The 20,681-nt window shown below is 65.4% G+C and carries 23 protein-coding genes; 1 reads left to right on the top strand and 22 read right to left on the bottom strand.

Annotation, left to right across the window (positions count from 1 at the left end; translation table 11 throughout):
- Nucleotides 1–10: 10 nt before the first annotated feature.
- From trbC to BA022_RS09280, 17 genes are all read right to left on the bottom strand, one after another.
- The gene (gene trbC, locus BA022_RS09360) at nucleotides 11–652 is read right to left on the bottom strand and encodes a type-F conjugative transfer system pilin assembly protein TrbC (protein WP_088887332.1); all 642 of its coding nucleotides are present in this window, start codon (nucleotides 650–652) and stop codon (nucleotides 11–13) included.
- An 88-nt stretch (nucleotides 653–740) separates the two neighbouring features.
- Nucleotides 741–1,751: a TraU family protein gene (locus BA022_RS09355; protein ID WP_088887331.1), complete on the bottom strand. Its 1,011-nt coding sequence runs from the start codon at nucleotides 1,749–1,751 to the stop codon at nucleotides 741–743.
- Nucleotides 1,748–2,392: a type-F conjugative transfer system protein TraW gene (gene traW, locus BA022_RS09350; protein WP_088887330.1), complete on the bottom strand. Its 645-nt coding sequence runs from the start codon at nucleotides 2,390–2,392 to the stop codon at nucleotides 1,748–1,750. The genes BA022_RS09355 and traW overlap by 4 nt, the downstream gene beginning before the upstream one ends.
- Nucleotides 2,389–2,793, bottom strand: coding sequence for a hypothetical protein (locus BA022_RS09345; RefSeq protein ID WP_088887329.1), 405 nt, complete (start codon nucleotides 2,791–2,793; stop codon nucleotides 2,389–2,391). Before BA022_RS09345 ends, traW begins: the two co-directional genes overlap by 4 nt.
- An 11-nt stretch (nucleotides 2,794–2,804) precedes the next feature.
- Nucleotides 2,805–3,398 carry a conjugative transfer signal peptidase TraF gene (traF, locus tag BA022_RS09340; RefSeq protein ID WP_228403805.1) on the bottom strand — a complete coding sequence of 198 codons (594 nt, stop codon included), beginning with the start codon at nucleotides 3,396–3,398 and terminating at the stop codon, nucleotides 2,805–2,807.
- Entirely contained in the window at nucleotides 3,395–3,748 is a 354-nt protein-coding gene (locus BA022_RS09335) for a hypothetical protein (protein WP_228403803.1), read from the bottom strand. The genes traF and BA022_RS09335 overlap by 4 nt, the downstream gene beginning before the upstream one ends.
- Nucleotides 3,749–3,756: 8 nt before the next feature.
- On the bottom strand, nucleotides 3,757–6,303 hold the full coding sequence (traC, locus tag BA022_RS09330; protein WP_088887327.1) for a type IV secretion system protein TraC: 2,547 nt from the start codon (nucleotides 6,301–6,303) through the stop codon (nucleotides 3,757–3,759).
- Nucleotides 6,300–6,911 carry a type IV conjugative transfer system lipoprotein TraV gene (gene traV, locus BA022_RS09325; RefSeq protein WP_088887326.1) on the bottom strand — a complete coding sequence of 204 codons (612 nt, stop codon included), beginning with the start codon at nucleotides 6,909–6,911 and terminating at the stop codon, nucleotides 6,300–6,302. The genes traC and traV overlap by 4 nt, the downstream gene beginning before the upstream one ends.
- Nucleotides 6,908–7,753: a DsbC family protein gene (locus tag BA022_RS09320; protein WP_187306052.1), complete on the bottom strand. Its 846-nt coding sequence runs from the start codon at nucleotides 7,751–7,753 to the stop codon at nucleotides 6,908–6,910. The genes traV and BA022_RS09320 overlap by 4 nt, the downstream gene beginning before the upstream one ends.
- The gene (locus BA022_RS09315; protein ID WP_088887324.1) at nucleotides 7,737–9,176 is read right to left on the bottom strand and encodes a TraB/VirB10 family protein; all 1,440 of its coding nucleotides are present in this window, start codon (nucleotides 9,174–9,176) and stop codon (nucleotides 7,737–7,739) included. Before BA022_RS09315 ends, BA022_RS09320 begins: the two co-directional genes overlap by 17 nt.
- Entirely contained in the window at nucleotides 9,173–10,045 is an 873-nt protein-coding gene (locus BA022_RS09310) for a type-F conjugative transfer system secretin TraK (RefSeq protein WP_088887323.1), read from the bottom strand. The genes BA022_RS09315 and BA022_RS09310 overlap by 4 nt, the downstream gene beginning before the upstream one ends.
- Nucleotides 10,032–10,598, bottom strand: a complete 567-nt coding sequence (traE, locus tag BA022_RS09305; RefSeq protein WP_088887322.1) for a type IV conjugative transfer system protein TraE — start codon at nucleotides 10,596–10,598, stop codon at nucleotides 10,032–10,034. The genes BA022_RS09310 and traE overlap by 14 nt, the downstream gene beginning before the upstream one ends.
- A gap of 15 nt (nucleotides 10,599–10,613) precedes the next feature.
- Nucleotides 10,614–10,913, bottom strand: a complete 300-nt coding sequence (gene traL, locus BA022_RS09300) for a type IV conjugative transfer system protein TraL (protein ID WP_088887321.1) — start codon at nucleotides 10,911–10,913, stop codon at nucleotides 10,614–10,616.
- Nucleotides 10,914–10,940: 27 nt separating this feature from the next.
- Complete coding sequence (locus tag BA022_RS09295; RefSeq protein WP_088887320.1) at nucleotides 10,941–11,288, bottom strand: hypothetical protein; 348 nt, start codon at nucleotides 11,286–11,288, stop codon at nucleotides 10,941–10,943.
- A 158-nt stretch (nucleotides 11,289–11,446) separates the two neighbouring features.
- On the bottom strand, nucleotides 11,447–11,776 hold the full coding sequence (locus BA022_RS19325) for an OmpA family protein (RefSeq protein WP_187306051.1): 330 nt from the start codon (nucleotides 11,774–11,776) through the stop codon (nucleotides 11,447–11,449).
- Nucleotides 11,777–12,135: 359 nt separating this feature from the next.
- A complete protein-coding gene (locus tag BA022_RS09285; protein WP_088887318.1) occupies nucleotides 12,136–12,681 on the bottom strand; it encodes a lytic transglycosylase domain-containing protein in 546 nt (181 codons plus the stop codon).
- A 176-nt stretch (nucleotides 12,682–12,857) separates the two neighbouring features.
- On the bottom strand, nucleotides 12,858–13,352 hold the full coding sequence (locus BA022_RS09280; RefSeq protein WP_088887317.1) for a hypothetical protein: 495 nt from the start codon (nucleotides 13,350–13,352) through the stop codon (nucleotides 12,858–12,860).
- A 396-nt stretch (nucleotides 13,353–13,748) separates the two neighbouring features.
- Between BA022_RS09280 and BA022_RS09275 the strand changes: the two genes are divergently transcribed.
- Nucleotides 13,749–14,819, top strand: a complete 1,071-nt coding sequence (locus BA022_RS09275; RefSeq protein WP_148665167.1) for a DUF6685 family protein — start codon at nucleotides 13,749–13,751, stop codon at nucleotides 14,817–14,819.
- Between the two features lie 141 nt (nucleotides 14,820–14,960).
- Here BA022_RS09275 and BA022_RS09270 read toward each other — a convergent pair whose 3' ends face one another.
- The 5 genes from BA022_RS09270 to BA022_RS09250 form a co-directional block, all read right to left on the bottom strand.
- Nucleotides 14,961–15,584 carry an IncC plasmid conjugative DNA transfer DtrJ family protein gene (locus BA022_RS09270; protein ID WP_088887315.1) on the bottom strand — a complete coding sequence of 208 codons (624 nt, stop codon included), beginning with the start codon at nucleotides 15,582–15,584 and terminating at the stop codon, nucleotides 14,961–14,963.
- Nucleotides 15,581–17,488 carry a conjugative transfer system coupling protein TraD gene (traD, locus tag BA022_RS09265; RefSeq protein ID WP_088887314.1) on the bottom strand — a complete coding sequence of 636 codons (1,908 nt, stop codon included), beginning with the start codon at nucleotides 17,486–17,488 and terminating at the stop codon, nucleotides 15,581–15,583. Before traD ends, BA022_RS09270 begins: the two co-directional genes overlap by 4 nt.
- Nucleotide 17,489: 1 nt before the next feature.
- Nucleotides 17,490–19,220, bottom strand: coding sequence for a MobH family relaxase (gene mobH / locus BA022_RS09260; protein ID WP_088887313.1), 1,731 nt, complete (start codon nucleotides 19,218–19,220; stop codon nucleotides 17,490–17,492).
- Nucleotides 19,221–19,298: 78 nt separating this feature from the next.
- Nucleotides 19,299–19,946, bottom strand: a complete 648-nt coding sequence (locus tag BA022_RS09255; RefSeq protein WP_088887312.1) for a FlhC family transcriptional regulator — start codon at nucleotides 19,944–19,946, stop codon at nucleotides 19,299–19,301.
- Nucleotides 19,943–20,299: a flagellar transcriptional regulator FlhD gene (locus tag BA022_RS09250; protein ID WP_088887311.1), complete on the bottom strand. Its 357-nt coding sequence runs from the start codon at nucleotides 20,297–20,299 to the stop codon at nucleotides 19,943–19,945. The genes BA022_RS09255 and BA022_RS09250 overlap by 4 nt, the downstream gene beginning before the upstream one ends.
- Nucleotides 20,300–20,681 lie beyond the last annotated feature (382 nt).

Below are 20,681 nucleotides of genomic sequence, written 5' to 3'. Positions count from 1 at the left end.
CAATTCCTCCCTATCGCTTCAGGCGGCTGAGAAATACGCCGGTCTCTTGCTGGAAGGCAGGCGCTGTGCGCCGCATGTGCTGCAGCGCGTAGTCCAGGGACACGTCGCCGGCAGTACTGACGAAATCCGTGGGCGGCGGGCAGGCCCCGCTGGCGCAGGCCTCGGGCCGCTCGCCGTTGCGGGCGAGGACGAAAGTCGGGACCCGCTTGACCGCGTAGCGATCGAAGGCCTGTGGGTCGATCTGAACGCTGACCTGTCTGGTCCCGATGAGCTTCTGTACCCGTGCCACGGTGTCGCGCAGCGAACCGCCGGCCAGGCCGCGAATGACGATCGAAGCCTGGGCCCGGGCCGCCTGCTCGAAGATTCGCATCAGGGCGGCTTCGGGCATGGCGAGGCTCGCAAACACAAAAAGGCCCGGGCCCTTGCCCATTCCCTCGGCGGGTGGCCGGTCCGCAGCGTAGCCACGGGCGATCGCCGATAGATCGGGCAGGGTTTGCGTCAGCGGCTTGGGTAGCGCATCGATGCGAGGCGATGCATCGGGTGCAGGCAACACCACCGGCGCGGCGTGTTGGCGCTGGGCGCGGCGGATGTCCTCTTCGGTGACCGAGGGCGTATCGCGGCGAGCCCGCGCGATGTCCTCCTCGGTGATCATCGGCACGGACTGCGCATGCGCCGTGGTCGCAACCGTGAGGACGGCTGCGAGGGTTCCCGACCGGACATGCCGGCGGACAGTGAGAAGTTCAGTAGCCCACACAGCAGTTCCTTTTGCGAAACAGCATGAACGCGAAGTCTTCGCCCCTGACCGGGTATTCCTTGCCGGCACCCCAGGTGATCGTGGTGCGGCCGAAGGGCTGGCAGCAGCGGCCACCTTCCTTGCCGGTGTTGGGAATGGGGTAGGTCAGCTGCGTCTTGTAGGCCGTCTTGTCCATGACCGGCAGGAAGTAGGGGCCGCACAGCCCAGGTGTTCCGTGCCAGCCCCAAGCGATCAATTCGCGGTGCATCTTGGCGGTCAGCCGCTGAGCCAGCAGCGCAGCGGTGCGCACGCCGCCCAGGTGATAGGGCACGTGTCCGTCCAGGGGGAAGACGCCGCCCTGGCAGCCGGCACACCAGAACATCTCGCGGATGCCGAATCCGACGGTTGCGGCCACGCAGTCCGCGGCGCACGCGGCCACGGCCACCGGATTGGCGAACAGCACCGCATCCGGATTGAGGATCAGCGTCAGTTCATCGTCGGCCCACAGCGGGTCGACCTCGGTCATGTAGGCCAGATCGAACGAACCCCGCTCCAAGCAAGGAAAGTCGGTGACGACTTCCAGCCAGTACATGACGGGATTGATGTAGAAGTGCGCCTGATAGAAGCTGCCGCCGTCCCCATCGGCTTCCGGGCGCGTGAAGCGCGCAGCCTCCGGCGCCGGCAATCCCGGGTCAAGGTCGATGCCGCCCAGCGACACGAGGCAGAAGGGCTTCCTGACTGCTTCGACGTGGCGCGCAGGTTCCCAGAAGCCGATCGACAAACCGATGATGGGATTGACGCCGCAACTGCACAGGGGGCTCGACGGATTGGGAATGTCTTCCTGGCCGCCCATATCGCCCAACGTGACGCCGCCAATGGACAGCGGCAGGATGCACGACCAGCAGATGTCGGTGATCGGGTTGGGGAAGCGACCGACGCAGGTGGCTGCACCGGCGGCTTGCGTCGGCAGCGCGGCAAGCCCCATGAAGAGCACAACAAGAAGACGAAGCCAGGTCATTGCGCGACCTCCAGTTCGTCGATGCGCAGCCGCTTGCCTTCCTGCGAGACCAGCGCCGGCACCTGCCGGATGCCCAGGCGTTTGGTCAGCATGCCGAGTTGGTCGTAGTACACCGGCAGTTGCCAGGTCTTCATCAGGTCGAGATAGGAGCCGCCCGTGAGGATGGGTTTCACACGGCCGTCGTACTGGGCGATCAGTGCACGTGCCTGGACAACCTGGCGTGGGTCACGGGCATCGAAGAACAGCAGGCGCCGTGGCAGCGACACGATGTCGAGTGGGTTGGTGCGGGTGCCGGCGGCAAACATCAGTCGGCCCTGGCCATCCTGGACATTGCGGTCGAGCGTGTAGGTCGGGTCGTAGTAGAAGCTGCGCCTGGTCTGCGTCGTGGCGACGCCGGAAACCGGCTCGGGATGGCGCACGGTGTCGACGCCGCGTTTGCGGGCTTCGTCCTGCAACCGGCGCAGTTCTCCGCTGGCTTCCTTCTGGCGCAAGCGCTGCTCGATGAACTTGAGCAGATGGGGCTCCGCGATCTCGTAGGTCGGGCCGATCACGCCGGCGTCGAGGGCGTGTGCCGAGGGGAGAGGCAGCAGCAGGGCGGCGCTTGCCATGAGCAGCAAGAGCGATGTGACTGGGGGCTTCATCGCGCAGCTCCGGCGGGGCAGCGGATCTGGCGCACGAGCTGATTGCGGGCGGCCAGGTCTTGTTGCTGGCTGGCGCGGATCAGGCCCATCAATACGGAGTCGCCGCCCTCGCGGGCGAGCGCGTGGCGCAACTCGGCGGTACTCAGGGTGCGGCCGCACTGCAAGCGGAACGCGCCGAGATAGACCTTGGCGCCCTCGGCGGCGGCCGGCGCAATCTGCTGGAGCAGGGCTAGGAAATCGGGCATCGGCATGTCGCCCTCGGCGGTGATGGCTCCACGCGCTGGGCTGGTCTGCGCCTGGGCTGACGAAAACGCCAGCAGTGCGATGAGTGCGGACAGCACGGCGATGGCCACGAGCAGCGAGAAGCGGATGAGACGGGCGGTGCGGGAAGGTCGATACATGGCTGCTCCCTTCAGAAAATCGGATCGACGACGCCGATCACCTGCTCGACCCGCACGAGGCCGGATTGGCGATAGCGCGAATCGAATGAATCGGGACTCAGGCCCTGCACATAGAGGTGGCCGGGTGGAATGACCCCGGCTGCGATCGGATCGAGCGACCGTCGGTCGAAGGCGTGCGTCTTGGCGATGCCGACCGGCTCGCCATTGATTCGCACCTCACGCCCTTGGACCGTTACCGTGTCACCAGGCATGCCGCGCACGATCTTGAAGAAGGGCTGACCCGCGAGCCCCGGGTAGTCGCGAACACCGTCGCCGGCAAACGAGAAGACGATGAATTCGCCGCGGTGCAGAGGGCGCTGACCTGGATGCAGGAGTGCGACCTTGTAGGGCAGGCTCGGCGTCCAGTTGAAGAGCACCGGTACGCGCGGTGTCGCATCGAAGAACAGGCGCAGGTAGGCCAACGCCCAGATCCCGAAGATCGGGAGATAGAAGTACCAGCGCCGGCGCATGTGCTGCAGGAAATCCACGCTGGCGTGGTGCAGCCGTGCCATGCCACGTGGGCGCGGCGCGGGCTGACGCAGTTCGGGCAGGGGCAGGATGGTCATGGGGCCTCCACCTTCTGGCGCAGCCGCGCCGTGAGGTCGACCGTGTAGGGGGTGGGGCCGGCGACGGATGCCTTCAGCACCACGAGGCAGCCGCACTCGGCGGGCAGGCTTTCGAGTGCAGCCGGCAGGCGCTGGGCGAAGCTGCGCGCCATCTGCAGCGTGGACTGGCGTTCTTCTTCCGAGCGGGCCGCGGTGAGGCGCCGCGTGAATTCGTCTTCCTTGACGCGGTACACCTCGGCGAGGTCCACGACGCCGATGGTTCGCGCCGGGCGGATCACCTGCCGGTCGTAGGCGAGTAGTGCCCCGGCCGCGACGATGAGGCTGACGAGCGCATTGGCGATGAGAAGCATGCGCGGGGTCATACTGCATGCCCCCGTTGGCGCAGCAAGGTGGCGATGGCCTCGTCGATGGAATAGCCCTGGGCGCGCAGCTCGTCGATGGGCGCGTTGTCTTCCAGCTTGTTCGAGAACAGCAGGTGCGTGGCCGGGTCGAGGATGTTTCGCGCCACACCTTCGCCGACCGGCGAGGAGATGTAGAGCTCGGAGAAGGCGCCGGCTTCCGTGCGCAGCGAGTTCAAGAGGCGCTTCTTCGGCTCGTCCATCGTGAGCCTGCCCTTGCGGTCCAGCATCTCGATGGATTCGGGCTTCTGGCGCAGCAGGAAGACCCAGTCGGAGCAGTTGAAAGCGGCTTCCATCTGGGCCGAGCCGTAGTAGTCGTCGGCCGATTGCGTCGCGGTGCCGAGTGCGCCGCCGTACTTCCGGGCGCGGCGGGCGGCTTCCTCGACCACCGCAGCCTTCACGGGGTCGTCTGCTCCGATGTCGCCGAGTTGCTGCTTCAACTCGTCGATGAAGAGCACCTTGCGCCGGTTCCGGGTCAGGTACATCTCGCCGGTGATCTGGTGCAGCAGCAGGATGTTCACCACTGCGTGCAGGTCGGGGCGGCGCTTCAATTCCTCGTTCTCGATGACGATGAAGTCGTTCGAGAAGTCGACGTTGGACCGGCCTTCGAAGAAGCGCTCGTACTGCCCACCCTTGGCGTAGGGGTTGAGCATGATCGCGAGGTCTTTGATGCGTTGATCGTTGACCGCGCCGAGTTCTTCGAGGGTGCCGGTGCGGAACGCATCACGCAGGCCGGTGATGGTCAGATCCTGGCCGTACTCGCGCCACAGCTTGAGCACCATCGCCGAGATCGCCTTGTACTGAACTTCCTCCAGCGAGTGCTGCATCGAGGCCATTTTCGAGATGCCCGGCACGAGCATGTCGATGTCCTCGTTGATGTCCTGAACGATGGAAAAAGGGTTGAGGCAGAGATCGACGTCGGGCTTGAACTCGATGTACGTCCCGCGCGCCTTGCGGCACAGCTTCTCGAAGGAGCGGCCGAGGTCGAGCATCCAGACCTTGGCGCCGATGGCGCGATACGACCACGCCATCTCATTCATCAGCACGGACTTGCCCGAGCCCGGCGCGCCAATAATGGCGAAGTTGTAGTTGCCCAGATCGTTGTCGAACAGATCGCAAGTCATCAACTGCCCGCGCCGCCCGCCGAAGACCAGCGCCGGCGTGCGCGTGCCGCGCCATTCGGCAATCAGCGGCGCGAGGTGGATGGCGTTGGCCATCGTCTTCCTCGTGACCCGGCGCATCTTGGCCAGATCCTTGTGGAAACGCTCGGTCAGCGTCATCGGCAAGCTGGCGAGCAGCGCCTGCCGGTGCATGTAGGCGTCGGCGTTCAAGGTGAAGCCGCGACCGCGCCAGATCGCACTGGCCGCTTCGTGTGCCGCTGCCGCCTTCTCCGGTTTCGAGAAGATCGCGAGCTGGTGGTACATGCTGACCAGGTTCCCGCCGGTGTCGATCGCATCGGCGGCGGCGGTCCAGTCGTCCAGCTTCTTCCGGACGTCCGGCATGACGTCGGCCATCTTCGATTTGGCGTTTTGCGTCGCGCGAACGTGGTTGGCGGTGACCACCGACTTGGTGGCGTTCGGGTCGAGGATGTGTACGCCCAGGGTCAGCAGGAAAGGCGCGCTGTACTGCAGTGCCGGCTGCATCAGGTCGCCGATCAGCGATCCCATCTGCCACAAGGCGAAGCGCTCCGGGAAGGACTTGATCGAGTAGAAGCGCGCCTCGAGTACGTCCGGGCTCGATTCCTTCCAAAAGGTGAGGCCGCTGGGGTGGGGATCCTGGATCGTGTCGAAGTCAACGATCTGGTCGCGCAGCTCACGCCCATCGTCGTAGTTCAGATCGGGCGCATCGGTGCTGGAGAGGCGATCCGGGTTCGTGAAAATCGCGCACCAGTTGATCAGATCGGCGGCGTCGCACACGCGGTTGGGTAGCGAGGCCGAGCGCAGGGTCGACGCCATCGAGTCGCGTAGTGCCAGCAGTTCGTCGCGCTTGTTCAGGTTGTCCGGGTCGCTTGGGAAGGACACCGAGAGCATCAGCCGAAAGTCGCGGATCGTGTAGTGGAAGCCGGCGGTGAGGGATTTTTGGGCGCCAGCCAGTAGATGTCCGACACGCTGCCGCGCCAATGCCCGGAACAGGTTCTCGTTGCGCGCCGGGCGGCCCCAGTGCTGGGCCTTTTCAAGCTGGTCCGCGTCCTCCACCCGCAGGTTGGCGTAGCGGCGAAGCTGTGGCCGGATGTGCGGCGAAGCGAAGAGGTGGAGCTGTACGCCAGTGCCGGCCGGGCAATTCGCATAGAGCGACACCAGCACCTCGGTCATCCGGTCATCGGCGCCGGACTGCGGCATCACTTCGAGCATGAAGCCCATGCCGTCGCGGTTGGCGAAGAGCTTCTCGGCTTCGAGATAGCCCATGTACGGAAGCCAGGCGGCGAACTGCTCGGCCGGGCTGTCGGGGGACACGCCCAGCCCGAAGGGCAGCTGCGGCGGGCGCCATTCAGCGTGGTGGCCTTTCATCGCGGCACCTCCGTGGCGTTCCCGGTGCCGAGGCCCTGCAGCAGCGGCGAGGGCCGCGCGATGGTGGGCGTCGTTTCGCTCCGGGGCGTTGTGCTGTCGTTCGCGGGCACTGCGCTGCTCGCTGCCGGCGGTGGGCGCAGAGGTGTGTAGGCGTCGCGGATGCGCTGCTGGACGTGATCGATCAGCCAGCGGCCCTGATCGATCTGGACATAGACGTGGGCCTGGTCATAGAGGTCGCCGTCGATATCTTCCCAGGGCTTGATCCACAAGCGCAGGTAGCGCGCTTGCGCACGCAGCGCCGAACCGGCTTCCTGAGACGACGATCCATCCGCTGGCGGCAGACCGGCGCGGGGTGCTGCGGCAGGCCGCTGGGCCTGGCGCTCTACCTGATCGGTGCTCCTCGAGGCTTGGCGCTTGCGCTGGCTCGGCAGGTTGTTGGCTACTGCGTTTGCATACGTGCCGGAAACCGAGTCGCAGGTCACGCCGTCCGGGGCCTTGCAGGCGTACTTGGAGTCGCCGCCCAGGCCGGACATCGACATGCAGCCGCTCAAGGACAAGACGACAACGAGCGGGAGCAGGAGTGCTGCGGTACGAAGGGGGGCGGTCATGGCCGGCTCCCCGCGCCTGTCGCTGCCAGGCGTGCCTCGATGGCGGCTCGGTCGATGAAGCCTTCGGTGCGCTCGCCGTTGGCCCAGATCAACGTGGGGGTGCCCTGAATGCCGATACCGCGCGCCATTGCCAGGTTGCGGGTGATCGGGTGTGCGCAAGGGGCGCCGGTATGCTGCCGGCTTGCATCGCCCTTGCCCATCCAGTCATGCCAGGCGGCCTCACGATCAGTAGCGCACCAGATGGCGATGGGCCGCGCCTCGCCCAGGAAGGGGACGAGGAAAGTGTGGATCGTGACGTTGTCGATGTCGGCCAACTCGGCCTCGAGTTGTTTGCAGTACGGGCAGGCCGGGTCGCTGACCACGGCGATCTTGCGTGCGCCGTTGCCGCGCACGGTGCGAATGGCGTCCTGCAATGGCAGTCGGTCGAAGGCGATGGCTTGGGGCACTGCGGCATTGGCCGGATCGGACTGGGCGCGTTGCGCGAGCTTTGGGCCCGTCAGGTCACGCATGGTTTGCGTGTCGAATACCCTGCCGAAGACGAAATAGCGCGGCTCGCTCGCGAGCACGTAGGCTACGTTGCCCTCCATCCACACCTCGTACAGACCCTTGACCGGGGCCGGCGTGATGTCGGTAAAGCGAGTGCCGGGGTGAGCCTTCTCGAGCGCGGTACGCAGGCGCGCAGTTTCGTCGGGTGCGGCGTTGGCCTGTATCGCAAGGCCAGGGGCGATCAGCAGTGCGAGCAGTGCGCCGGTGACGACCATGCGCTTGCGGGTAGCCGCAAGGATGGGGGACGAACGGGGCGTGGACGGGGCCGCGCGCCGGCCCTCAGTAGTCGGGATCATGAGCGACCTCCAGGTAGCGGTTGGCAGGGGATCTGTTGGCACGGACGGTGGCGGCTGGCGTCATAGGGGTGTCGATGCGCACGCCCTTGGTGATCACCACGTCGACTTCACGGGCAGCGTCCACCTCGATGACCGGAAAGGTGTTCTCGGCCAACTTGATGTAGTACTGGGCGAGGCGATCCAGGGCCTTGCCGACGCCGGTGCCCAACCCAGCCTTGTAGGCTTCGGCACCGTTGGCGCTGGCTACCGTTCCCAGCGCGGAGGTGCTGTACTCGGTCGATGAGGTGGCCAGACCCTGGCCGATGCCGCTCACGACGCCGGCGAGCAGGGCGTTGGCGAGCATTTGCCCTTGTTTGGTGACCAGGCGGCCGCGCAGGCCCACCTTGCCGTCTTCGCCGTAGACCGTGCCCTGAATGCGGACTTCGAGCGCGGCGCCGTCGGCACGGACGCAAGACAAGGACTCAGTGCGCAGATAGGCGCGCTCGGAACTGATATCGCCGTAGCCCGCTGCGATCACGAAGCACTCCCGGTACTCGCCGCGCATGCGGTTGGGCAATACCGAGTTGTCGGAAAGACGAATGAGGACGGGGTGCGGGTTGCTTTGAGACTGGCCGCCGGTGGGTGCGTCCAGGCCACCCAACAAGGTTCCTCGCGTCAGGCTCACCGGGAGGAAGGTCGTGACCGTGCGGGCTTCGTCGGCCTTCCCGTTTTCCGCAGGAGCAGCGTTCGCTTTCGGGCCGGTGGAGGGGCCTTGGCCGTTCTCTGCAGAGCGCTCGCGTGGCGTGACGGAGACGCGGGCAATGCGGGGGGCTTCCGGCGGTGCCTGCGGCGTGAGCGAGGTGCCTTGGCCCGGCATTCCCGGCGGCATGCCGAACTGGCTGCCGTCCTGCCCGGCTGGTCGCGCGGGCAGGCTGCTCGCCGGTGGCATCGTCGTGAACGACGGTTGCGAGCTGGGCTGGGGTGCGGGCTGCGGGGCTGGTGCAGGTTGCGGTGTGGGAGCGGGCGCCGCAGCAGCCTGGCTTGCCGACGTGAGCTTTTGCTCAAGGTCGGCAAAGCGCTGCATGGTGCGTTGTTCGAAGGCCGACCGTTCCTTGTTGAGACGGCTCTGCTCATCGCGCTCCGATTCGTACTGCGCGAGCCGTCGGCCTGCGGTGCCCACCCACTGGTCCACAGGATTGACCTGTGTGCCCGGCGGCATCACGCCGATGTTGGTGACGCTGCCGGGCTGGTCCTGCCGTTGGGCGACATCGGTCGGATGGCTCGGCGGCGAAGTCAGCGCGAGGATCAGCCAGAGAAGGCCGAAGCCACCTGCCAGGATCAGTCCGAGTAGACCGTACTGGCGCTGGCGCGGTGAGAGCCGTTCAATCACGCCGCGCAGCGCGTTGTTGGCGCGTTCGCGCATGGGAGGGATGTGGCCGCTCATGGCTGCACCTCCCGACGGATCACGAAGACCTGCGTGCGCTCGCCCGGGCGCAGGTTGTGGTGCTCGATGGCGACCCCGGCGACGCCGCCGGCCTCATCGTCCTCGCGGTCGAACTCCTGCTCGGTCAGCACCATGGGGACTTCGCTAACGTTCTGCAGCATGTAGCGCTCGCCGACCAGGCCGCGGCCGCGATACGTGCGCTCCAGCGTGAAACGCGCCTCGCGCCACAGCGTGATCGCTTGCGCGACGTCGTCGACCTGGATGTCGGCGGGGACGCGTTCGGTGGCCATTGCCACGAGCAGTGCCTTCAGGCTGCGTACATGACTGGCGACGCTGCCCGGCGCGGGCCGTGGTACCGTGGCGTCGGCTCGCCGCTGCAGCGCCGCCTTGTCGCGGATGACGATCGTGTCGGCAGGCGTGTCGGCACGGCGCAGCAGCAGCGTGTATGTGCCCTTGGCCGACGACACGAAAAGGTTGATCGGCCTCTTGCCGTCTCCGACCGGGCGAACGTAGATCTCACCCTTGTCACGATCGCACTCGATCACGATCTCGCCAGCCTGGTTGACCGAGGACGAGATCGGCACAGACGTTTGCGGAGTCAGGCCTGTCGCAGGCCCGATGCCGGCGGGCAGGGCCGCTGTCGGCTGCGGTGTCGAGCAGCCGCTGCTGTAGATGTTCCCGAACACATCCGTGATCGGCGTGCCCTCGATGCGGATGCGGGTCGGCTCTTGAATCGACAGAATGGCCTCGACCGAGGCACCGTCGTTCGTGTCGATCACCTGCAGGGCGTTTGCGCTGTGGATGCCGCCCGAGAGGGCGAGTGCCAGCGCCAGGCGCAATGCGTTGGCGCGCGGTTCAGCGGGTCCCATAGGGAACCTCCTTGAATGTCTTGAGGTGCATGCGCGCGCCACCGAAGCTGAACTCGACGAGGTAGGCCTTCGGTTCGTTGGCGGTTTCGACACCGTTGACCAGGGTGCGCAGGCGGCCGCGAATCACGAGGCTCTGGCCGGTGCTGCTCGGCACGAGCTGTTCGAGTGCGAGCGCAGTCGTGGCGTTGATGCGCTTCAAGCGCTCGGCCTCGACCTCCTGGCGCGACTTGAGCTCGCCGTACTGCGACGGCTCGACGTAGGTGAGCAGGACGTCCTTCTTCCAGTCGATCGTTGCGGGGGTCACGTCGAGCACGAGCCAGGCGACGAAGGTGCCCATCTGTTCGAGATAGGAACCGCTGGCCTTCTCGTCCGTGACCCAGAACGATTTGTTCAAGGTCGGTGGCACGATCACCGTGCGTTCCGACCCCAGCACGTTGAGGAGGGCGACCAGCGTCAGGATCTGGCCAATCGCGAGGGCGCCCACCGCCAGGCCCAGGCCGCGGTTGCGGCGCTGGAGTTCCTTGCGGTCGGTATTGAGCCGTTCGAAGTCCATGGGCGTCCTCCCGGCTCAGCCGACCATGCGGCGGATGTGGGAGGGCGGCGTGGCCGCGAGCGCCGTCAGCGGCGTGCTCGGCAGGTTCCACCAAAGCCAGTGCACGGCAAACGAAGGGTGCTTGTCCGCCTTCAGCTTCGATACCCAGCGCGACACGGCAATGCCTGCGGTCATGCAGATCGCGAAGGCCAGCTTGGTGCCGGAGAGGTAGCCGATGAAGAAGGCGAACATCGCGGGCGCAGCGACATCGACGTCCCAGAAGCCGATCTTCCAGGCGTCGTCGAGACGGCGCGGGATGTAGGTGTCGGTGCGCATGCCGGACTCCCTGGATCCGAGACCGGCTTAGATGACCGCACCCATGATCGCGCCGGCGATCACGAGGCCCACGGCACCGAAGATGGCAAGACCGACATAGAACAGCACCGGCCCGAAGTTGCGCAGGGCGGCGAGGCTGATCAATGCGACGACGAAGCCGACAAAGCCGACCAATGCCTTGATGCCCGGCCCGAGCGCGGAGATCTGCGTCAATGCCGACGTGAGGGGGCCGGTGATACCCGTGAAGCCCACCAGGTCGAGCGCATAGCTCGGGAAAGCCACGAACAGCCCGAGCAGGCTGATCGCGAGCAGGGTGAGAAAGGCGAGGGGACGACGCACGTCCGGGCGGGACGGCGCAAGCGTTGCAGTGCTCATGGAAGACCTCCGTTGAAATGAGCGTCGAGAGACGGGTCGCGGACGGGTCGGAGCGGGTCGATGAGCGGGTTGCGGACGCGGGTCGGAGCGAGGGAAAGGCGGGTGGCGTGAGCGGGTGGAAAATCGGGGGGTGGGCGAGACGTTGGGGAACGACTCGTTCAAGGCGGAGGCGCTGGAGGTTCCGCGAGGATCTCGACGCGTCGGTTGCGCGCACGTCCTGTCGCGGTGTCGTTGGATGCGGCAAAGCAGCAGTTGCCCTGCGCATCCAGTGTCATTGCCCCAGCGAGATCAGGACGCGCGTGCAGCAAGTGCTTTCGCACCGCCTCGGCACGCGCATGGGCCAGTGCATCGTTGACGCCCGCGGGGCCGCTGCTGTCGGTGCGGCCGGCGATCGTGATGCGCGAGCTGGGGGGCAGTTCGTCGATCACCTGCCGCAGGACGGACTGGGCCTGCGCACCGAGCTGGGCGCTGCCGAAGGCAAATGGCATGCTCCAGGTCAGTTGCTCTGGAGCGCTTGGGATGCTGTCTTGTCGGCTCGGTCCAGGGGGGACTTCGAGGACGGGTGCAGACGCAGCCGAGGGCGCGGCTTCAGGAACAGGTGTTACTGGCGCTTCGGGTATCAATGGCGCGCCGAGCGTTTTGGGTGTGCGTATCGGGCATTGCGGCGGCACGCACTGAATGAAATCGGCCTGTGCGCCATAGCCCATCTGTGCGATCTGGGGGGCCGACACCTGCAGGGACGACGCTTGTGTCGAGCGCATCGCCGGATGTGTGCACGAGGACAGCATGAACGCCGTGGCCATCATCGGAAATGGCCAGAGCAGGAGGGCGGCGGACCGGCGAACGTTCATGGCGCCACCCGCACGGCAAGCAGAGGAATGGTCGGGCGCGCAGCCGGAGCTACCTCGAGTTGACGAGATGCTGGGGCGCGATGCGCCACCGGTTTGTTGCCTGGCAGTTGGCGGTACACCTTCCACGCATAGCGTGCTCTTGCCTCGGTACAGGCGTCACCCTTCAGTTCGGTGCAGGCGGCGTTGTAGGCGCCAACGCTGTCCCAACTGAGCCCCTTGCGGGCGAAGAGGTCGGCGAGCAACTGAGCGCCGACGTCGAGGTTCGTGCAGGGCTCGAACAGTCGTGCTTCGGTGATGCCCTGCTGGGCCAGCTTGGGCAGATGCCGGCTGTTGATCTGCATCAGCCCGATGTCGATCGACCGTGTGCGGTTGAAGTGCGAACGATTGACCGCTTTCGGGTCGAGGCTCGACTCGACTTTCGCCACCGCATAGAGAAGATCTGCCGGGACACCGTGGCGTTGGGCGACGTCATTCCAGCAGGCTTGTGCGCCGGCGGGTAGGCCGTACAGCAGGCAAACGGCAATGAGCAGTGGGCGGGGCATGAATCACCTCTCGACAGCCAGACCACCTTCCGCACGGGGCGGAAGGACCAGGGTTGGTAGGGCCGGTGAGCCGGCCAGAGTGGGCAGCAGGTCGGCCTGCGTCGGGCAGGCGGGATGATTCAGGCGGGTGGGTTGGAGGGTGGGTTGGAGGGTGGGTTGGAGGGTGGGGCGGCGTGTCAGGCGCTCGCTTCCGATGAACGGTGCTTCGCTCGACTGGCCATGTTCAGCCGGGCGTACTTGAGCACCAAGGCGCCGGATGGGTCGGCCTCGCGGCACAAAGCAACCGCCGCGGTGGTTAGCTGATCCAACTGGAACTTGGGGTTGGGGTGCTGGTTGGCGGGTGAGCGTTGTACGTCCTGCAACTGCTCGTACTGGGCCCGCCACATGGCCTCGCGGCGCCGGGCGGTGGCAGGGTCGCGCAGCACGAGTTGGGTGCCGAGGTATGCGAACAACGCCCGGTAGCCCTCCGGCGGTGTCAGCACGGCGGTCACGCACGCACTGATCAGATCGGGAAGACGAAAGGTGGGTGCCTGGTTCGCGGGGCTCTTGAGGACGCCATACAGCCACGCGTGTTCCTCGATCCACAAGCGTGTCTCGACGGTGTCCGGCGCACCGGTGCTCGGTTGAGCGGCAAGCGCCTCGCTGGAATGGGTGTTCGTGACCGGTTGCATGCGGGTGATCTCTCGATGTGACATGGGGAGAAGCGTACCGATGCAGTTCCCTCGGGTCTCGGTCGAATTCGGGTGCTTTGATGGCGAATTCGTCACTGGGATTTCTTTACAGTCCGGTGTCTTCGCAGTCGACGAGGGGTGTGGGCGAGGTTGGCTATCCGCAGCGACGCAGGGAAGGGACTCGTGACCAAGCCTGCGCCTGAGAGAAAACCCAGCGTGTTGCGAGCCTGGCCCCACAAGGCTCTACCGGCGCGCACCTCCAAGGCGATGCACGGGCCGCTCGTGCAGAGCAGGTAGTCCTGGGCGAGTTGGCACGGCGACGGGAGAATGGATTTGCGCTGGGGATTCCGTCGGATTCGATTGTCATCGCCAGCTCGAAGTGGCAGGCTCTACCTCATGATTTCAGGAAATACGACTGCAGAGAAAACGGGGGGCGCTGACCAGTCATCGAGCCACCAAACGAAAATCGAAAACACAGAGCGCGTCCCGGCGGCCGTGCTTCAGGCGCAGGCGTGGCCTGCGTGGCGCCAATGGCTGAAGCTTCCGCCACCGATGGTCAGGTTGCGTACGGCGCATTGGTGGAACGTGGCTAATCGAGTTCGACAGCTCCAGGGCATCGAGGGGCTGGCGTTTCCACCAGGACGCAAGGCGGGCATCTTCAAGGGATCGACCGTGATGTGGGATCACCTTGCGCAGCACTCGCCGTCTATCGACCGATCGATCTACAGGGGGCGCACCTTTATCGGAGGGCAGGTCGGCCGGTCGCGCGTGACCAATCCGCATGGCGCACTCGCCGTGGCGACCAGGGTTGCCGACTTCGATTTCGATATCACCGAGATCGACGGGATCTGCAACAGCCAATCGGAAGACCGCGTTTTTGATAGCGTCCAGGACTTCGGTCGGGACTACGTGGCGTATGAGCAAGCTTCCGTCGACGCGGCCGGTTTGGAGATGATGATCCGGCACAGGGAGGTTCGTCTGATCCACTCGCCAGGTGCCGATACGCTCATGCTTCAGGCATGGGATGGGAGGCTGTTCGTGTGCAACGGCGGTGGCAGCCATCACTTGGCTGGTGCCGCTTACATTGCACGCGAGATTGGAGAGTCACTGCCATTGCGGGCGCGGCTTTCGCTGGATTGGCTCAATGCGCCGGCGTGGCACTGGCTGATTGAAACGTTCTTCATCTTGCAGGTGCCGCAGGCCTACCGTGGGCTGGGCGACATCGCGGTGCTGACCGGGGCGGCGTACCTGATCGAATTGCCCAATTGGGTCAGCCAATCCTCGCTGTTGCTGCTTCCCCGCCACGTGCCGGTGAGCAGAGATGTCGTTGAGCTTCATTTGAAGGCTGGGCTGCGAGAAGTCGCCGAAGACATCGAGAGCCTGCTCAGCCGGCAGGCGGCGATGCTCGCGACGTTGGGGCAGCGTTTTCCGGTTCTGTGTCCCTGGCTCGGTCAAATCCCGCGGTGATGCGCGAGGTGGAATGCCGGACGGCCCATCGGAGAACGCTTCGAGAGAAGCAACGTGACGCTGCTGTGGCGAGGCTGGGATGCTGGGGCCTTCGAGCTGGCTGAAGTCATGCTCGTACAAAACGCCATTGCTGCGGGTATGTCAGCCCTGGCGGTGGAAGTTGGCGATGACACGGCTCAGAAAGAGTGAGCCTGTGACCGGCACGAGCGCCAGGAGAGGCGGCGCGATGGTCAGCGGCACTACGAAGGCCACGACACTGCCGCAGACAAGGAGGACGAAGGCACTGGCATGCAGGGCAAACCATTCCGGGTCATGTGGCTTGAACTCCTTGGACCGCAGGACGCGTACGATCAAACCGTCGACCACCAGGGCGAGGATCACGAATGCCTGTACGGGCAGCCATTCGTACAGCGCGGCGAGGCGAAAGGTGGCAAGCAGCAGCAGGGCATCGATCGAGCGGAAGTAGGCGTTGCCGAAGAAGCGCTGGTTCACTCGCTCCATTTCCTGGGCGACGGCCTGTGCCATGCGGTCGGTCTGCGGGGCATGGGTGGCGTTTGGCACTGGGCTGGCGCCGCTCAGGGCCTTGTTCATTGCCAAGGTGCGATCGAGGATGCGTTCGGCTCGGGCTTCGCCCCATAAAGTCGCGTTCAGTTCGTGTTCGTTGCGGATCTGGGCCGTGAACCGTTCGGGTGGATTGGCGGCCGGCAGGTACAGCACGAAGATGAGCAGCAGGGTCAGCGCTGCAATCGAGATGATGCGGATCATGCCGCCAGCCGCTGGCGCGGTTCCGGGAAGGGCGTTTCCGTATCGAGGATCGGAAAGCGGCCTTTGATGATGCGCCCGCCCGAGACCGACGCGAAGTACTGCAGGTTGGGCAGCTTGCCCAACACGTCGGCCGGGATCATCTCCTCGAAGGTCTCCGTGATCTGGGTCGAGTAGTTGGCCGAGAAGTCGCCGAGATGGGCATCGGCGCCGTGGCCCATGCCCACGCGCAGCGAGTGGATGGCCGTCTTGCCGAAAGTCTCGACGACGAAGTCCTGTGTGGGCCGGTCCTTCGAACGGAGCGCAATGAGGTTGTTGAGATTGCCCAACGCCATGCGGGCTGCGTCTTCGCTGCCCAGCCGCTTGGCGAGATCCGCCAGCGTCTGCATTGCGCAGGTCGTGAAGATGCCGCCTTCGGCGCCCTTGTTCAGAATCTCGATCAGCGGCTGGTTGATGACGTTGCTGACTTCGTCGACGAACAGCGAGATGCGGCGGTAGCCGCCCAGGTTGTAGCGCATACCGGCACGGGCCGCGAGGTCGGCCAGCGCGAGGGCGCCGATGGCGGAGGCGACCGAGGGATCCGGTAGCGAATCCAGGCACATGTAAAGCACGTGGCCGCCTCGCTCCAACTTCTCGAAGTTCATGATCGGCCGCTTGTCCGCCGGGTCGAAAGGATCCGGGCTCAGGCTGCGTCCCAGATCGCCCGAGGTCAGCATCGACAGGATCGGCAGCAGGTTGGCCGTGATCTTCTGGTAGTGCTCCCTGTTGTGGCGGAACACCCGTACCTGCGAATCGATCACCTTGTTGCGCTGGCCCTGGGGCACGTGGTGCTCGTAGAAGGCCACGAAAGCCATCAGGTCGGCCGTGGCCGCTTCGGACGGCCGCTTGATATTGCCCTTGTGGGCTTCATTGAGCAGGCGCTTCATCTCCGGGTGCTCGCGCCAGCCGTCGCGGAACTCGGCCTCGTAGAAGCGGCGCAACGATTGCTCCAGCACGGGTTCGATGCCTCCCTCGATGTAGCGGGTCAGCTTGGCCAGGCTCGGTCGCTCCTCCAGATCCACGAGCCCTTGGACGACAACGTTGACGGCATCCCACGAGAATGCTCCGAAGGCACCGGCGGTATCGGGTGGGAGGATGGATTGAATCCGGGACGCAAGTTCCGTCGGCTTCTGCCAGTTGAATGCGAAGTCGAGCCGCACACCAGTTTCCGGAAACGCCGGATGGAATTCCATGAACGTGTCCGCATCGCGGTAGCGCTCACAGGCCCGGATGGCCGCGCGTTTCAGACGCCGGCTGTTCTTGGGGTCGATGACGATGACGACATCGCCGCGGCGGATGGCCTGGGTGACCAGGTTCGACAGCGCAACACCCTTGCCGGCCTGGGTGGTGCCCACCAGCAGCGTTCCGCCCTCGAAGTTCTGCAGCGGCCGGTAGAGCGCCCGTTCCCGAGGCTCGACCCCGTGGATGTACGGCAGCCCGATCTCTGCATCCGGCTGGGGGGTGACCTTGTACCCAAGAAGATTGAGCAGGGCGGGGGAGGCCGTGTACTGGCGGTAGTCGATCTTGGCAAGCTCGTACAGGCGTTGTGAGTGCTGGGGCAACCAGTCAAATCCGAAGCCCAGAAAGACCTGTGCTGGATCCTCGGTCAGCTTCTCCTGCTCGACCGGGCCGATCACCTGCATCGCCCGTCCAGTGAGCGCAGCGCGCAACACCATAATGTGCGCAGCCTGGGCGGCCCGCCACACCGCCATGCTCAGGCAGGCGAAGGCCATTGGCACGGATGCTTGCATCGGCACTTGCGTGAGCGCTGACGCGATGACCGTGGCCACGAGCGCGACGAACCAGGTGGTGCTCGCGTAGACCTCGTAGGCACGTCGCCAAGGCATCTCGTAAGCGCGTGCCAGCATGTCAATGCTCTCCGCCGGTCGCAGCCTGCGGCATGCCCTGCACATGACGGGCAGCGAGCAGGATGCCGACAACTTCCTGGCCTTGGAACGCGCGGGTCAGCGGAACGGGGGCGGCGAGCATCCCTGCCTCGTTCATCGCGCGAATGGCGGCGGGTGGCGTCAGCTTGCGCGTCGCCAGCGAAGCGAGGGGAATGAACAGCCCATCCTCGGCCGGCAGTGCGGCCCACCAGCCCTCTTCTGCACCGCCCAGCGTCGCGACGATGTCCTGCAACGCATCACGGACGGTCAAAGGCAGGCGCAGCGGCGCCAGCAGTTTGGGGGGCGACGAGGGGGGCTCGGCTGTTGGCTGGGCGGTGGTTTGCGCTGCGTTGCTTGTCGTATCGCCGGCTTCGTCAGGTGATGGCGAGGGCGGCGCGGCACTGAGTGGCAGTTGCGCGGACTGTGGTTCTGCCGGCGCTTCGGCGGTGTCGGATGGTGCCGTGCGGATGCGGCGTCTGGCGGGCGAGGGCACGTTTGGGGAGGCCTCGGTTGAGCCGGGCGCCGTCGATGGTTCGGCGGGGCGCGGGGGCGTCAACAGGGAAGCCGGCAAGGACTCCGGCATCTTGTCCGACTCGGCGTAGAGGATGCCGGGCGCACTGAGCTTGACGGCTTCGAGCGGGCTCTTGCTGGTGGGGGGATGAATGAGCCAGGTTGCCTTTCCACCTTCTTGTGCGCAAAGCACGCCGGCGGTGAGCAGGACTTCGAGGATCGTCTCCGGCGCTTTCGGGATACCGGGGAGCTGGTCGGCCTCGAGCAGCTTGCGGACATCGTCGGCGGCGCTGGGCCACACGAGGAACATGCCGTCGGTGCCGTGCCAAACCCGGGACTTGTCCGCATTCGGCGTCCAGCTCGCATTGGCGGTGACCAGACGGCGCAGCGCGTCGACGAGATAGCGTTCGAGATGAGAGCCAAGTTGGGGCTTCCCGTAGCGCTCCGCGCTGGCCAGCAAGAAGCGGTCGATGACCAGTGCCAGCGCACGCCGAACCAAGGTCTCCAACACGTTGTGATCGCGGTAGATCGGAAGGCCGGCGATCGTGGCGAGCAGGTGAGGGACGATCTGCGTGTTGCCACTGGCGAGATCCTGCAGTACCTCTGCAGCGACGACATGCGGCAGTGCGAACAGTCCAAGCGATCGGCTTTCGAGCGCGTTCGGCCGCCACTTCAGGAAGTAGCGCGCAACGTGGTGAGCCTTGAGCCAGTCGGTCAGCGGTCCGAGATAGGGCGACCATTCGTTGCCCGCCTCATCCGTGACGATGAGGTGGCTGAGCGGGCGGTGCACCTCGCAGCACAGTCCCGCGATGAAGGTGGCCTGGCGCCAACGTGGTTCGAGGTTGCGCCGCTCGGTGATGGTGGCCCGCCCGGAAAAGATGTGGGCATCGGTGCCCTGGAGTGCGTAGAACGCGGTCTCCAGGCCGATGCGAAGCAGGCCGCCGGGGGCGTTGAAGTAGTTGTCGGCGGTGCAGGGCAGCAGGTGAACGAAGCCGGCGTAGCGCCGAAGCAGCGGACGCACCGACTGCTCGAAATCGGCGCGATCCATCCCGAAGCACAGCTTGATCCGGTCGATCAGCTCGTGATGCGCGTCGAGCAGCGCGTCGATCTCGAGTGCGGGGATGCCCGGGTCGACGGACGGATAACGAAACGCTGGGGAATGCGCTCCGTTGCCGGAGGGCGGGCTGGTCGAATCGACGGACATCGGGCTGGACGCTCACAACATGGGAAACCACATCGTGCGTTTCGCAGCCCTGGCTGCCCACTTGAAATTACCGGCTGATCAGCTCGAATTCGCCACTGGCTGATTGCCCACGGGTTCGTACCAGAGCGACCTGATCCACAACATCTGGGCGACGCAGGGCAGTGGACGCACGGGATAGCTCGCCTGGATGCGCGGATCCTTCGTATAGCGCTTGAGCAGCTTGCAGAAAGGGCATTCGTGGTTGGTCATCGGCGCGAGACTGAGGCTGGTCAGGTATTCGCTCTGGCATTCGGGGCAGGTGAACACCGAGAAGCTGCGACCCGTGACGAACCAGCGGCCCGTCGTGTGGGCGACGAGATCGAAAGCGCGGTCGAAGGTGATGCGGGGCGCTGTCTTGCAGGCCGCGGCGTAGTGGCGGTAGGCGGCGATCAGGGCGTTGGGGGGATCGATGCCGCGGGCGGCCAAGCGCCGGAAGAGCACCACGACGATCGAGGCCTCGGTGCGGCACAGCAAATTGGCGGTGTGGTACCACTCGCGAGAATCCGGGTGGCGCCCACGGCGTGGGCCGCTCAAGGGGTGGCGGAAGAGGTGCTGCAACTGGCTGGGCGAGAGGCCTGTCAGCAGTTGCATGGTGCGAATCCGGGCGCCGAGTTCCGCACATTCGGTCGCCAGGGCGAGCGCGCGGATGTGGCGCTGTGCGTGAAGCAGATTGCGCTCGTGGTTCATTCGGATCGTTGCTCGCCACAGGGATGGGGCGAAACGGGCGACGTGACCTCGTTCGGGCGTGCCGGTCGGCTCGGCTGGGGCGGGTGTGCCAGGAGCATCGCGTTGGCGAGCTGTGGCGGCCAGGAGAGCACCTGGATCAGGTCGGTGCGTGGCGGAAACAGGCACTCGTCACCGAGATGCGCCACGAGCATCAGGATCTCCTGGTAGGCCAGCGTGGCGAGGAATTCAGCCTGGTCTGCGTCGAGTCCGAATCGGCTGCAAGCGATCGCGTGATCGCGCTTTACGCATTCGGCGATCAAGAGGAGCATGTTCAGATTCGCGATCTGCACATGCGAGAGTTCGAGTCGACCCATCGCATTCTCCACGCAGTCTTTGAAAAGACACGCAGTCGAATGCCAATTTCATCGTCAGGAAGATGAGCCGCCAAGCGAATGCGTCGTTGGAATCGAGGCTATTCGGTAGGCGTCGGGGCGGTCAACGGTCGCCGCTGGCGGCGATACGCAAAACACGTGGGCGGCGGTTATTGCGTACAGACCTCATTATCTTGTCATGAAATCGACGCCTATGCGGCCAAGCGTGGGGCAATTGCCGGTTCTGGCAATTTTGGAGCATGACCGAATTACCGGCATTTTCAAATGAGGGATATCAAGCGGGTGCCTACTATGAGTGACGTTCTGCCCGATGAAAAAAGGCGCCCACGAAGCGGTGCCGTCAGGCAGCAGGCACCGAAGGGGC

This window comes from Diaphorobacter nitroreducens, assembly GCF_002214645.1.
In the GTDB taxonomy this organism is placed as follows: domain Bacteria; phylum Pseudomonadota; class Gammaproteobacteria; order Burkholderiales; family Burkholderiaceae_C; genus Diaphorobacter; species Diaphorobacter nitroreducens.
The sequence above is the reverse complement of the archived record's forward strand: the minus strand, read 5'-3'. Positions and strand labels throughout refer to the sequence as shown.

Coding starts and splice junctions, on each gene's coding strand:
- traW (WP_088887330.1), bottom strand. CDS start 2,392: ATGAAGCCCCCAGTCACATCGCTCTTGCTGCTCATGGCAAGCGCCGCC.
- BA022_RS09310 (WP_088887323.1), bottom strand. CDS start 10,045: ATGGGACCCGCTGAACCGCGCGCCAACGCATTGCGCCTGGCGCTGGCA.
- traF (WP_228403805.1), bottom strand. CDS start 3,398: ATGACCATCCTGCCCCTGCCCGAACTGCGTCAGCCCGCGCCGCGCCCA.
- traE (WP_088887322.1), bottom strand. CDS start 10,598: ATGGACTTCGAACGGCTCAATACCGACCGCAAGGAACTCCAGCGCCGC.
- BA022_RS09280 (WP_088887317.1), bottom strand. CDS start 13,352: ATGCAACCGGTCACGAACACCCATTCCAGCGAGGCGCTTGCCGCTCAA.
- BA022_RS09355 (WP_088887331.1), bottom strand. CDS start 1,751: ATGACCTGGCTTCGTCTTCTTGTTGTGCTCTTCATGGGGCTTGCCGCG.
- BA022_RS19325 (WP_187306051.1), bottom strand. CDS start 11,776: ATGCCATTTGCCTTCGGCAGCGCCCAGCTCGGTGCGCAGGCCCAGTCC.
- BA022_RS09315 (WP_088887324.1), bottom strand. CDS start 9,176: ATGAGCGGCCACATCCCTCCCATGCGCGAACGCGCCAACAACGCGCTG.
- trbC (WP_088887332.1), bottom strand. CDS start 652: ATGATCACCGAGGAGGACATCGCGCGGGCTCGCCGCGATACGCCCTCG.
- BA022_RS09275 (WP_148665167.1), top strand. CDS start 13,749: ATGATTTCAGGAAATACGACTGCAGAGAAAACGGGGGGCGCTGACCAG.
- traC (WP_088887327.1), bottom strand. CDS start 6,303: ATGAAAGGCCACCACGCTGAATGGCGCCCGCCGCAGCTGCCCTTCGGG.
- BA022_RS09320 (WP_187306052.1), bottom strand. CDS start 7,753: ATGATCCCGACTACTGAGGGCCGGCGCGCGGCCCCGTCCACGCCCCGT.
- traV (WP_088887326.1), bottom strand. CDS start 6,911: ATGACCGCCCCCCTTCGTACCGCAGCACTCCTGCTCCCGCTCGTTGTC.
- traL (WP_088887321.1), bottom strand. CDS start 10,913: ATGCGCACCGACACCTACATCCCGCGCCGTCTCGACGACGCCTGGAAG.
- BA022_RS09250 (WP_088887311.1), bottom strand. CDS start 20,299: ATGGGTCGACTCGAACTCTCGCATGTGCAGATCGCGAATCTGAACATG.
- BA022_RS09270 (WP_088887315.1), bottom strand. CDS start 15,584: ATGATCCGCATCATCTCGATTGCAGCGCTGACCCTGCTGCTCATCTTC.
- BA022_RS09335 (WP_228403803.1), bottom strand. CDS start 3,748: ATGCTTCTCATCGCCAATGCGCTCGTCAGCCTCATCGTCGCGGCCGGG.
- BA022_RS09285 (WP_088887318.1), bottom strand. CDS start 12,681: ATGCCCCGCCCACTGCTCATTGCCGTTTGCCTGCTGTACGGCCTACCC.
- BA022_RS09255 (WP_088887312.1), bottom strand. CDS start 19,946: ATGAACCACGAGCGCAATCTGCTTCACGCACAGCGCCACATCCGCGCG.
- traD (WP_088887314.1), bottom strand. CDS start 17,488: ATGCTGGCACGCGCTTACGAGATGCCTTGGCGACGTGCCTACGAGGTC.
- mobH (WP_088887313.1), bottom strand. CDS start 19,220: ATGTCCGTCGATTCGACCAGCCCGCCCTCCGGCAACGGAGCGCATTCC.
- BA022_RS09345 (WP_088887329.1), bottom strand. CDS start 2,793: ATGTATCGACCTTCCCGCACCGCCCGTCTCATCCGCTTCTCGCTGCTC.
- BA022_RS09295 (WP_088887320.1), bottom strand. CDS start 11,288: ATGAGCACTGCAACGCTTGCGCCGTCCCGCCCGGACGTGCGTCGTCCC.